This window comes from Nonomuraea jiangxiensis, assembly GCF_900099965.1.
Taxonomy (GTDB): domain Bacteria; phylum Actinomycetota; class Actinomycetes; order Streptosporangiales; family Streptosporangiaceae; genus Nonomuraea; species Nonomuraea jiangxiensis.
In genome coordinates, this window is record NZ_FNDJ01000039.1 from 80,603 (window position 1) to 92,323 (window position 11,721).

Genomic DNA, 11,721 nt, shown 5'->3' on the forward strand with positions numbered 1-11,721 from the left:
ATCCTTTCGGTCGATCACCGGGCGAGGGGTCCGGCTGCTTTGACGTGTACCCGTACGGCGGGCTCGGAGAGGTAGCTCAGCGGCACCTCAAGAAGGTCGACGATCTCGACACCGGATGGATCCGCCCCCGCTGCCACGGCTCGTCCAACCGCCTCCTCTTTTGCCCTTTCTATCGCTTCTGACCGGCTATCTCCCGCTGGCAAGATCGTATCGACTCTCCCGCTCGCGAGTGCGATCGCGGCGCCCACGGCGTTGGCCACTTCGGCGTGTTCCGGGCGGATCACCCGGCTCACCCCGGGGACCCGGTCCGGCAGCAGGAACGCCCCGCCGCCCACCGCGACCAGGGGTCGGTCGGTCTTGCCGAGCGACATCCGGTCCACGGCGTCGATGACCATCTCGTCGGCGATCATCACCGCCCTTTCCAGGGTGTCTGCGATTTCTTCCGACATGTCACCCAGGGCGGCGGCCAGGCGGTCGCGCCAGCCGGGCGCCTCGCGCGGGCCCCGGCCCGCCGCGACGGCCGCGTCGGTCATCGTCGCCGTGCCGCCGCCGAAGACCAGCGCCTCCCGGACGATCCGGTAGCCGACGGAGTCCGGCCCGACGCCGTGACGGCGCACCTTCGTGCCGCCGCCGAGTGCGATGGCCAGGATGTCCGGCATGCGGAAGTTCGTCAGCACGCCGCCGATCTCGACCGCCGCCGCCGACTCCCGGGGGAACCCGCCGGACAGCACGCCCAGGTCGGTGGAGGTGCCGCCCACGTCCACCACGATCGCGTCCGCCACGCCGGACAGGAACGCGGCTCCGCGCAGCGAGTTCGCCGGGCCCGAGCCGATCGTCGACACCGGCAGCCGCGCGGCGTGCTCGACCGTCATGAGGGTGCCGTCGTTCTGCGCCAGGTACGGCTCCGCCCGCCGGCCGGGGACGCCCAGCCCGCGCTCGTCCAGCGCGGTCACCAGGGCGTCGGTCACGTGGGCGGCGACGCCGTACAGGGCGGCGTTCAGCACGGTCGCGTTCTCGCGTTCCAGCAGCCCGAGGGAGCCGATCTCGTGGCTCATCGAGACCGGCAGGCCGTACTCGGCCGCGACCAGCTCGGCCACCAGGCGCTCGTGCTCGTCGCTCGCCGGGCTGAACACACTGGTGACGGCCACGGCGTCGGCTCGGGCACCGTCCGCTCGCGTGCCGTCCAGGAAGCGGCGTACCGCGTCCAGGTCGGGCGGGCTGATCTCGCGGCCGTCCACGTAGTGGCCGCCGGGCAGGATCGCCTCGCCCGCCGAGACGGCTTCGCGCAGGTCGCCCGGCCAGTCGGAGAGCGGGGGCACGGAGGTGGTGGCGGGCGCGCCGAGCCGGACGACCGCGACGCGGCCGAGCCCCCGGCGCTCCAGGATCGCGTTGGTCGCGTGCGTGGTGCCCAGCATGACGCGGCCGATCCGGGCGCCCTCCCCCAGCTCGCCCAGCACGGCGTCCAGCGCGGCCCGCAGTCCCTCGGTCACGTCGGGGGTGGTCGGCCGCTTGGCCTTGGCGATCACCCGGCCGCCGGCGTCGAGGGCGACCGCGTCCGTGTTCGTGCCGCCGACGTCGATGCCGATCCGGAGCTCCGGCAGGTCAGCCACGGGTCATCAGCTCCTCGACCGGAACGTAGTCAAGCTCGTACCCGAACGCCCTGGGCCCCGCCGTGTCCAGGCCCTTGGGGGTGCGCCAGAGGGGGTCGCAGGGCCAGGCGAGGACCGTGACGCGCTGGCCGTACCGCAGGGCCTCGGTCTGGACGGCGGCGGCGGTCTCGGTGTCCACGACCGTGATGAGGTCCGGGACCATGGCCCTGACCTGGCCGTCTTCGATGGCGACCAGGTTCTCGTTCTGGAGTTCCATGGTCAGGCGGCGACCGCGGTCGGCGCCGGTGCCCTCGATCGTGGCCGTGCCGCGGACGAAGCCGCCCGTGGTGCGCCGCTCCACGTCGGTCAGCTTGCCGGTGATCAACCTGACGGCGTCCAGCCGGTCCTGGAGGGCCTGGAGCGGGTCCGCGGCGCCCTCGGTGGCCCGGCCGATCTCCAGGGCACGGGTGACCGTACCCTCGATGACCGCTCCCCTGGCCTGCGCGGCGGTGAGCACGTAGTCGGCCATCAGCGCGTGCGACCCGGCCGCCACGCAGACGGCGCGGGCCAGGCGCTCGGACCACAGGCCGTCCACCGGGCGGATGGTCACCACGTTGCCGGCCACGTCGGACATGATCACCAGGTCGGCCGGCAGCCCCGCCACGTACATCGACACCATCTGGACCTCGGGAAACGCCCGTCCCATGCCGTCGGCGTCGAGCAGCGGCAGCCCGAGCTGGGCGGCCCAGGCGACCGGGGCGACCCCGTTGGAGCCGCCGATCTCGGAGGACATGACCGCGCTCGGCGGCCGGCCGAAGAGCCGTTCGACCTCCTCGGCGACGCGCTTCGGCTCGTCCTCGCTGTGGATCATCTCGTGGCTGACCGTGGGCGCGCCGATCCCGGACAGCGGCACGACCAGCGCGTCGTCGGCGAGGTCGGCCAGCCTGACCAGCGGCACCTCGCCGTACTCGCGGATGGCCCTGGTCGCGGCCAGCGACCCGGTACGCACGTCTCCCCCGCCGCCGGTGCCCAGCACGGCACATCCCCGGGCGAGGGCCGGAATGTCGCTTACAGAAATGCTCATATGGCGACACAACCAAGCACATGTCACCTTATTTCGCCAGACCAAAGGGGGCACAGCAGGGTAAAAACCCGTTGCGCCGCCCGCGTCACGGTGGCCATGCTCGATGTCAGTACCGATCTTCTCGGCCCCCTGGAAAGGACGTCCTCATGGTCACCCGGCGAATGCGCATGCGGCGCCGTACCGGTGTGCCACGGGGAGCCTGACCTTCCGCGTTCCCCCGCGGCCGTACGGAAGCGGGTGGGGGCGCTGGTGTGCCCGGCGGTTTCATAAGCCGCGCAGAGGCGGGTTCGATCCCCGCACCCGCTACGAGCCCCCGTGGCGCAGCGGAGAGCGCGCCTGTTTCCGGAACAGGAGGTCGCTGGTTCGAGTCCAGCCGGGGGCGCAGGCGGCGCCGTGACAGGAAGCCGAGCGCCTAGGATCGGGGTCATGCGGATTTCGGTGGCCGCCGACAGCAAGGACGGGGTGGCCGAGCGGGTCGTGGCCGAGCTGCGCGGGCGCGGGCACGAGGTGGTGACCCACGGCGCGCTCAACGACGGGGAGCGCGACGACTGGGCGTGGGCCTGCGAGCTCGCCGCGAGAGACGTGAGCGAGGGGCGGGCCGACCAGGCGGTCGTCTGCTGCTGGACCGGGACGGGCGCGTCGATCGCGGCCAACAAGGTGCCGGGCGTGCGGGCCGCGCTGTGCGTGGACGCCTACACGGCCGACGGCGCCCGCAAGTGGAACGACGCCAACGTGCTGGCGCTGAGCCTGCGGCTCACGTCGGACGTGGTGCTGGCGGAGATCCTGGACGCGTGGCTGGCCGGGCGGCCCAGCTCGGACGCCGGCGACGTGGCCAACATCTCCCACCTCGACGACATCTGACTCCCGGCGGACTCACAATCGTCACACTGGCGGCAGGGGAAATCGTCGGTGCCGACCTTTAGGGTGCTTGCCATGACCGACGTGCTGCTCCGCGGTGGGCTCCCCTGGGGGCTCGGCGGGCCCGCCGACCTCCACGTCCGCGACGGCCTGATCCACCGCGTCGCCCCCGGCCTGGAGGCACCCGGTGCCCGGATCGTCGACGTCTCGGGCCGGCTCGTCCTGCCCGGCCTCGTCGAGGCGCACTGCCACCTCGACAAGACCCTGTTCGGCGAGCCGTGGGTGCCCCACTCCGCCGACGACACGCTCGCCGGCCGCATCGGCAACGACCTGAGCCGCCGAGCGGAGCTGGGCGTGCCCAGCGTCGCGCGGATCGGCGCGCTGCTGGAGCGCATGAGCGCGGCGGGCACCACCCATGTGCGCACGCACACGGACATCGACCCCCTGGTCGGGTTGCGGGGCGTCGAGGCCGTGCGGGAGGCCGCCGCGAACTCCCCCGTCGAGGTGCGCCAGGTCGCCTTCCCGCAGCACGGCGTGCTCACCAACCCGGGCACGGCCGAGCTGCTGGAGGAGGCGCTGAAGAGCGGCGTCGAGGCGGTCGGGGGCCTCGACCCGGCGGGCATCGACCGTGACCCCGTGCGCCATCTCGACCTGATCTTCGGGCTGGCCGAGCGCTACGGCACGCATCTCGACATCCACCTGCACGACGGCGGCTCGCTGGGCGGGTGGGAGCTGGAGCTCATCACCGAGCGCACCAAGGCGCTCGGCCTGGGCGGCCGGGTCACGGTCAGCCACGCCTACGCCCTGGGCCAGCTCGACGAGCCCTACCAGGACCGGCTGGCCCAGGGGTTCGCCGAGGCGGGCGTGGCGGTGGCCACCGCCGCCGTCTACAGCTTCCCCGTGCCACCGATCAAGAAGCTGCGCGCCGCGGGGGTGACGGTCGCCTGCGGGCACGACGGCATTCGCGACCTGTGGGGCCCCTACGGCAGCGGCGACATGCTGGAGCGGGCGATGCACGTCGCCTACCGCAGCACCTTCCGCAGGGATGAGGACATCGAGCTCGCGCTGGAGGCGGCCACGTTCGGCGGCGCCCGGGCGCTCGGGCTGGAAGGATACGGGTTGTCCCCGGGTGACCGGGCCGATCTGGTCGTGGTGCCGGCCGGCAGCCCGGCTGAGGCCGTGGTCGTTCACCCTGCGCGCACTCTGGTCATGAAGGACGGCGTCGTCCTGCACAATTGACCGGCGGGACCATCGAAAGGCAGGCAAGTGCTCTCTATTCACCAGCGGATCGCGGCGGAGCTCGGCGTACGCGACGGGCAGGTGCAGGCCGCCGTCGACCTGCTCGACGGCGGCGCCACCGTGCCGTTCATCGCCCGATACCGCAAAGAGGTCACCGGCGCTCTCGACGACGCGCAGCTGCGCACGCTGGAGGAGCGCCTGCGCTACCTGCGTGAGCTCGACGAGCGCAGGGCGGCGATCCTGGAATCGATCGAGTCTCAGGGCAAGCTCGACGACGAGCTGCGCGAGCAGATCATGGCGGCCGAGACCAAGGCCAGGCTTGAGGACATCTACCTGCCCTACAAGCCCAAGCGGCGCACCAAGGCGCAGATCGCCCGCGAGCTCGGCCTGGAACCGCTGGCCGACCGGTTGCTCGGCGACCCGTCGCTCGACCCGGCGGAGACGGCCGCGGGGTTCGTCACGGAGGGCGTGGCTGACGCGGCAGCGGCGCTGGAGGGCGCCAGGGCGATCCTGATCGAGCGCTTCGCCGAGGACGCCGACCTCATCGGCGGCCTGCGCGAGCAGCTCTGGACCCGCGGGCGGCTGGTGTCGCAGGTCCGGGAGGGCAAGGAGGAGGCGGGGGCCAAGTTCTCCGACTACTTCGAGTTCGGGGAGCCGTTCACGAAGTTGCCCTCGCACCGGATCCTGGCCATGTTCCGGGGGGAGAAGGAGGAGATCCTCTCCGTCACCCTGGAGCCCGACGACAGCCCCGACTATGAGCTGCGCGTAGCCTCCCGGTTCGGCATCTCCGACCAGGGGCGTCCGGCCGACAAGTGGCTGAGCGAGACCGTGCGCTGGGCCTGGCGCACCCGCATCCTCGTGCATCTGGGCATCGACCTGCGGATGCGGCTGTGGCAGGCGGCCGAGGACGAGGCGGTCCGGGTGTTCGCGGCCAACCTGCGTGACCTGCTGCTGGCCGCTCCCGCGGGGACCCGGGCGACGATGGGGCTCGACCCCGGGCTGCGCACCGGCGTGAAGGTGGCCGTGGTCGACGCCACCGGCAAGGTCGTGGAGACGACGACGATCTACCCGCACGAGCCCAGGCGGCAGTGGGACCAGTCGCTGGCCGTCCTCGGGGCGCTCGCGCAGCGGCACGGGGTGGAGCTGATCGCCATCGGCAACGGCACCGCGTCCCGCGAGACCGACAAGCTGGCCGGAGAGCTGGTCAAGCTCATGCCGTCGGTGACCAAGATCGTGGTGTCGGAGGCCGGGGCGTCGGTCTACTCGGCCTCGCCCTACGCCTCTCAGGAGCTGCCCGAGCTGGACGTGTCCCTGCGCGGCGCGGTCTCCATCGCCCGGCGGCTGCAGGACCCGCTGGCCGAGCTGGTCAAGATCGACCCCAAGTCGATCGGCGTCGGCCAATACCAGCACGACCTGGCCGAGTCCAAGCTGTCCCGCTCACTCGACGCGGTGGTCGAAGACTGCGTCAACGCCGTCGGGGTGGACGTCAACACGGCCTCCGCGCCCCTGCTCACCCGCGTGTCCGGGATCGGCTCCACGCTGGCCGAGAGCATCGTCCGCCACCGCGACGCCAACGGCCCCTTCCGGACCCGCGCGGCGCTCAAGAGCGTGCCGCGGCTCGGCCCCAAGGCGTTCGAGCAGTGCGCGGGCTTCCTGCGCATCCCTGGCGGCGACGACCCGCTCGACGTGTCCAGCGTGCACCCGGAGTCCTATCCGGTCGTGCGCCGCATCCTCGGCTCGGTCAGGTCCGACCTCAAGTCGCTGATCGGCAACACGGCGGTGCTGCGCGCGCTCCAACCGACCGACTTCACCGACGAGACGTTCGGCCTGCCCACGGTCACCGACATCCTGCGCGAGCTGGAGAAGCCGGGCCGTGACCCGCGTCCGGCCTTCAAGACCGCCACCTTCAAGGAAGGGGTCGAGAAGCTCTCCGACCTGACGCAGGGGATGATCCTGGAGGGCGTGGTCACCAACGTCGCGGCCTTCGGCGCCTTCGTGGACGTCGGCGTCCATCAGGACGGCCTGGTCCACGTGTCGGCCATGTCCCACAATTACGTGAAGGATCCGCGCGATGTGGTCAAGCCCGGGGACATCGTCCGGGTCAAGGTCCTCGACGTCGACATTCCGCGTAAGCGCATCTCTTTGACGTTGCGCCTGGACGACGAGACGACGGCCCAACCCTCAGGCGACGGCCCCCGCCGCCCATCCGCCCGCCAGGGCGGCGCCCGTGGAGATGGCGCGCGTGGTGACGGCCCCCGTGGTGACGGCGCTCGTGGCGACGGTCCCCGTGGGGATGGCGCCCGTGGGGATGGTTCGCGCGGCAACGGTGCTCGCGGTGACGGGTCTCGCGGGGAGGGCTCTCGCGGTGACGGACGCCGGGGGGACGGCGGCCAGCGGGGTCGGGGCCAGGGCGGTCGTGGGGACGACCAGCGCGGCCGGGGCGACGGCGGGCGCGGTGACGGCCAGCGTGGTCGCGGCGACGGTCAGCGCGGGGACGGTCAGCGCGGGGACGGCGGCCAGCGCGGTCGCGGCGACGGCCGTGGAGGCCAGCGCCGCCAGGACCGCCCGGCCCCGACGGGCGCCATGGCCGAGGCCCTCCGCAAGGCCGGCTTGGGCGGCGACAACCGCTAGACCCCGCATCGACGCCGCCCCATCACGGTGTTCCGACCGAGCGGCGGTTCGCCCCAGAGGTACTCCTCGGGCGAACCGCCGCGCAGGTGAGCGCCGCGCACGTGTGAGCGACTCGCCCATGCGCGCCCCACCCGTGCGCGCCATGCAAGGGTGCTCGTACGGCAGGCCGTTGAGCGCGTGGACGGTGGGTCGCTGCGACTGAGTCAGCGGTGAACACCCGTCCCCGGTGGACGCGTGCGTTCCTGGAGGCACCGTCTCCAGGGGGCGGGCCGTTGTTGGTGGGGGCATCCCCCTTCTCTTCTAGTGGTCGCCCAGTTGAGGGGATGCGATGGACTTCGAGATCCGGGAGGACCGAGAACGCACTCGGGGACGCAGGGCGCTTTCCCGAGAGCGGGCGGCATACTTGCGGCTCGTGCAGCAGGGCTTGAGTAACCAGGAGGCATGCCGGACCGTCGGCATCAACTCCCGGACCGGACGATGATGGCGTAACGGACGCAATCCGACCGGCAAGCACGTGGGGGCGCTACCGATCACATCGGCGGCGCCCCCAGACGTGCGTGGCCGCTACCTGAACGAGACCGAGCGGATCCACATTGCCGACCGGGTGCGGGAAAGGCGTCGATTCGGGAGATCGCGCGCGAGCTCGGCCGCGCGCCCTCCACCATCAGCCGGGAGATCCGCCGCAACCGGCACCCTGGCAACGGCCAGTACCGGCCGCACGCGGCCCAGGCCCGAGCCGACGCGCGCAGGCCTCGCCCCAAGCCCAGCAAGATCGGCCAGAACTCGGAGTTACGGGCATACATTCAAGGCCACCTGCACCAGCGCTGGAGCCCGGAGCAGATCGTCCAGAGCCTGCGCCGAACCTTTCCCGAGCGGCCGGAGACGCATGTGTGCCACGAGACCATCTACCAGGCGCTCTACGTCCAAGGCCGCGGCGAACTGCGCCGCGAGCTGACCCGGGCGCTGCGCACCGTCCGCGCCATGCGCAAGCCCCGCCGCCTGGCCCAGCAGCGACAGCCCCGCTGCAGCACGCCCATGGTCATGATCAGCGAGCGCCCCGCCGAAGCCGACGACCGAGCTGTGCCCGGCCACTGGGAAGGCGACCTCATCATCGGCAAGAACGGCAACTCCGCCATCGGACCTTCGTCGAGCGCTCCACCCGTGACGTGATGCTCATCCACCTCCCGCACGGCCGCAGCGCCGAACTGATGCGCGAGGCTCTCACCCAGACCGTCACGACCCTGCCACGCCACCTGCTGCGATTCCTCACCTGGGATCAGGGATTAGAAATGGGCTCCCACGGCGCCTTCACCCTCGCAACCGACATCCCGGTCTACTTCTGCGACCCGGCCAGCCCATGGCAGCGAGGCTCCAACGAGAACACCAACGGCCTGCTACGCCAGTACTTCCCCAAGGGCACCGACCTGTCCGTCCACACCCGCGACCAGCTCGACGCCGTCGCCGCCGAATTGAACTCCCGACCTCGTAAGACGCTCGACTGGGACACCCGGCCGAACGCCTCGCCGAACTCCTGGCGGCCTGCGCCTGACCTGGGAGCGGTGGGGGGCACGAAGCGCTCACAGGAGGGCATCAGAGGCGAACGTGAACGCCACCACCCACCAGAAAATGGCGCTCACCGCTGGGATGACGCCCCTCACCGGAGGAGCGGCGCGCTCCCCACCAACAACGGCACCCCTCCGGGGATGATGCCCTCACGAGGAACGGCACGCCCCCTGAGGACAGTGCCCCCACCAACAACGGCCCGCCCTTTGGGGGGCGCTTTCTAGGGGTCGTCGCAACACGGTGATCGGTCGCTGGCGGCAGCCAGCCTAGTGTGAGGGCCTGGGTTTCCGCGTTACCTCATGTTGAGAGAACGCGGAAACCCATAGCCCTGAATCACGGAGATCAGCCAGCGTGGGTGGTATCCAGCCGACAGAGATCATCCCCGGCCTAGAAAGCGCTCTGCGTGCTCGTCCACCCACTGTGTGAACGTACGCGCCGGACGGCCGGTCACCCGTTCGACCGTCTCGTCCACGGTCGTGGAGGAATCGCTGGGCGCGGCATACCAGCCGACGACATACTCGGCGTCCGCCTGGGACACTCCGATGGCCATCAGCCTGTGGACCGCCTGTTCGCGCGTAATCGGCTCGAAGGCGATGTCACGGCGGATAGCCCGGGACAGGATCGCGATCCGCTCACGCGGGGTCAGCGATTCGGGCCCGGTGAGGTTGTAGGAACGCCCCGCATGGCCATCATCGAGCAGTGCAACGGCCGCCACGGCCGCGATGTCGGCCTCGTGCACCAGCGCACTGGGAAAGTCGTACGGCTCTCGGACCACCCCCTCGGCTCGAATCGACTCGGCCCACGTCAACGTGTTGGACATGAACTCTTGCGCCTCCAGACGTGTCCATTCCACGCCCGAGTCCGCCACCGCCTGCTCGACCGGCCCCACCCAGCCGCCCCACAGCACGGTGAAGCGCCGAACACCTGCGGCGATCGCTCGCTGGACCAGCTCGGGCCCAACCTCGGCAAGCCCAGCTGTCACCGTGATATGCAGCCGGCTGACGCCATCGAGTACGGCGTTCAACTTCTCTGGTGCTGTGTGCGTGCCGGCCACCAGCTCCACCTCGGCCGGAAACCGTCCCGCGGCCGCAGCGGGATTCCGCGTCAGTGCCCGAACGCGCTCTCCTCGGCGGACCAGCTCTGCCACAACGTGCCGGCCGGTGTTCCCGGTGGCACCCGTCACCAATGTCGTCATAGTTGAGCTTCTTAAGGTCGTCTGTCAGGAGTGAGTTGCTGACGACCCTAGAGACTCAACCGCACTTGAGGTCAAGAAGCCCGCCCGACTGCCGGTGTGCCTGTCGGTCCGGCTGGTCACCTGGCCCGGTGATCGCCACCGCACCTGGGATCCTGGGCCGATGAGGCCACTTCGCCCCGGACACCGGCGTCTACACGGCAACCCCGGCATCGCTGGCTTTCGGCTGGGCTGGGTGGGTGCTGGTGCGGTGCGGTGGGGTCGGGGTGGCGATACGGTCTAAGGGTGAGCATGACGACGTTCGATACGGCGGTCGCGCAGGCTCGCGACCTGCTCAGGTGGCGCTCTCCCCTGCGGACCGAGCTCTGGGCCGGTCGGCTCGCCGCCGGGTTGGAGCCTGGTCAGGTGGAGCCGTTCCTGCGGAGGCTGGCGGAGGACGGCAGCGCCGAGTCGCGGCTCACTCTTGCCGCTCTGGCGGCGGTCGATCAGGCAGCCGAGGCCGCGTCCGGTGAGTCTGACGGCACGGTGGCAGCGGCGGGGAGCGAGGACCGGAGCGCTCGGCCGCACACCGTTGCCGGGAGCGGGATGGCGGGTGCGCTGCCCGGGTGGGTGCGGCTGATGACGCGCGTGCGCTGCGAGGGAGCCTGGTACGGCAAGGGTGATCCGTACGGTGAGCAGACGTTGGCGGCGCTGTCCTTTTGTTACGAGAACGGCAAGGAGCCGCATCTGCTCGTCGTCGGCATCGATCAGGTGAGCGGCGGGCTGGCCGTTGACGCGCTGGTCGAGGAGGTGAAGTTCCTCGACGACCTGGAGCTGCGGGCGGCGGATCCGGGGGTGGTCGCGGGGCGGGTGCTGGACGCGTTCGAGTTGGGTGATCGGATCCTGGGGGTGGCCGTCGCCGACACGTTGCCCGCCGTGCGGCCCATCGCGCTCGCCCGGGCTCACGCGGTGCCCGATCTCGTACGTCCGGCGCCCGACGACACCTTGACCCGGTTCCGGGAGTTGCCGGAGTTGCCCGGGGCGCGGGAGGCGTTCGAGAAGCTGGCCGAGTTCGTCGGCGACCGTCCTCTGTGGTGGAGTCCGGCGAGGGCGTCCCGGTTCCTGACGTCGTGGTTGCCCAGGGAGGCCATCCTGTCCGAGGCGGGGATCGCGGCGATGCCGGACGTGGTGCGGGCGTGGAGCCGGTTCTCCGGTGGGCATCCGGCGGTGCTCGACCAGGTGGAGGCGGACGCTCCCCGGCTGGCCGCTCTCATGGCGGACGAGTCCCTGGCCGGCCTGGGCAAACGCATCGCCCAGAGCCACCGCCGCGACTCCTAACGTTCCTCGGCGGCACCGCCAGGTCGTGGCTCGCCGGCCGGTAGAGAGGCTGCGGGCTGAGCGCTACGGGCTACGAGTTACGGGCTGAGGGCTACGAGCTACGGGCTGGGGGCTGCGGGCTGGGGGCGCGGTGACGGCCCTGGGGACGGCCCTGGTGACGGTGGCCAGGTGACGGTGGCCAGGTGACGGTGGCCAGGTGACGGTGGCCAGGTGACGGTGGCCAGGTGACGGTGGCCAGGTGACGGTGG

General features: G+C 71.4%; 7 protein-coding genes, 2 tRNA genes and 1 pseudogene. 7 read left to right on the top strand and 3 right to left on the bottom strand.

All coding sequences use genetic code 11. The annotated features are described in order from the left end of the window. Positions 1 to 14: 14 nt before the first annotated feature. Both BLS95_RS48745 and BLS95_RS48750 read right to left on the bottom strand, forming a co-directional pair. Positions 15 to 1,610 (bottom strand): hydantoinase/oxoprolinase N-terminal domain-containing protein, encoded by a 1,596-nt coding sequence (locus BLS95_RS48745; RefSeq protein WP_245765739.1) that lies wholly within the window; start codon positions 1,608 to 1,610, stop codon positions 15 to 17. Continuing rightward, on the bottom strand, positions 1,603 to 2,673 hold the full coding sequence (locus tag BLS95_RS48750) for an S-methyl thiohydantoin desulfurase family protein (RefSeq protein WP_090946445.1): 1,071 nt from the start codon (positions 2,671 to 2,673) through the stop codon (positions 1,603 to 1,605). Before BLS95_RS48750 ends, BLS95_RS48745 begins: the two co-directional genes overlap by 8 nt. Positions 2,674 to 2,905: 232 nt before the next feature. Between BLS95_RS48750 and BLS95_RS56455 the strand changes: the two genes are divergently transcribed. The 6 genes and pseudogenes from BLS95_RS56455 (at position 2,906) to BLS95_RS48775 (ending at position 8,950) form a co-directional block, all read left to right on the top strand. Further along, positions 2,906 to 2,979 (top strand) — tRNA-Met (locus tag BLS95_RS56455). 3 nt (positions 2,980 to 2,982) lie between these two features. Beyond that, a tRNA-Arg gene (locus BLS95_RS48755) sits at positions 2,983 to 3,055 on the top strand. A 44-nt stretch (positions 3,056 to 3,099) separates the two neighbouring features. Beyond that, entirely contained in the window at positions 3,100 to 3,534 is a 435-nt protein-coding gene (locus tag BLS95_RS48760) for an RpiB/LacA/LacB family sugar-phosphate isomerase (protein ID WP_090946446.1), read from the top strand. 72 nt (positions 3,535 to 3,606) lie between these two features. Then, a complete protein-coding gene (locus BLS95_RS48765) occupies positions 3,607 to 4,770 on the top strand; it encodes an amidohydrolase (RefSeq protein ID WP_090946447.1) in 1,164 nt (387 codons plus the stop codon). Positions 4,771 to 4,797: 27 nt separating this feature from the next. Then, positions 4,798 to 7,401: a Tex family protein gene (locus tag BLS95_RS48770; protein WP_090946448.1), complete on the top strand. Its 2,604-nt coding sequence runs from the start codon at positions 4,798 to 4,800 to the stop codon at positions 7,399 to 7,401. Between the two features lie 424 nt (positions 7,402 to 7,825). Next, positions 7,826 to 8,950 (top strand): annotated as a pseudogene (locus BLS95_RS48775) (IS30 family transposase). A gap of 390 nt (positions 8,951 to 9,340) precedes the next feature. Here BLS95_RS48775 and BLS95_RS48780 read toward each other — a convergent pair. Continuing rightward, positions 9,341 to 10,159, bottom strand: a complete 819-nt coding sequence (locus BLS95_RS48780; protein WP_090946449.1) for an NmrA family NAD(P)-binding protein — start codon at positions 10,157 to 10,159, stop codon at positions 9,341 to 9,343. Positions 10,160 to 10,447: 288 nt separating this feature from the next. Here BLS95_RS48780 and BLS95_RS48785 point away from each other — a divergent pair, with 288 nt between their 5' ends. Next, positions 10,448 to 11,473 carry a hypothetical protein gene (locus tag BLS95_RS48785; RefSeq protein ID WP_143044230.1) on the top strand — a complete coding sequence of 342 codons (1,026 nt, stop codon included), beginning with the start codon at positions 10,448 to 10,450 and terminating at the stop codon, positions 11,471 to 11,473. Positions 11,474 to 11,721 lie beyond the last annotated feature (248 nt).

Bases quoted from the DNA above. Each gene is read 5' to 3' on its own strand.
- BLS95_RS48750 (WP_090946445.1), bottom strand. From the start codon at position 2,673: ATGAGCATTTCTGTAAGCGACATTCCGGCCCTCGCCCGGGGATGTGCC.
- BLS95_RS48765 (WP_090946447.1), top strand. From the start codon at position 3,607: ATGACCGACGTGCTGCTCCGCGGTGGGCTCCCCTGGGGGCTCGGCGGG.
- BLS95_RS48780 (WP_090946449.1), bottom strand. From the start codon at position 10,159: ATGACGACATTGGTGACGGGTGCCACCGGGAACACCGGCCGGCACGTT.
- BLS95_RS48785 (WP_143044230.1), top strand. From the start codon at position 10,448: ATGACGACGTTCGATACGGCGGTCGCGCAGGCTCGCGACCTGCTCAGG.
- BLS95_RS48760 (WP_090946446.1), top strand. From the start codon at position 3,100: ATGCGGATTTCGGTGGCCGCCGACAGCAAGGACGGGGTGGCCGAGCGG.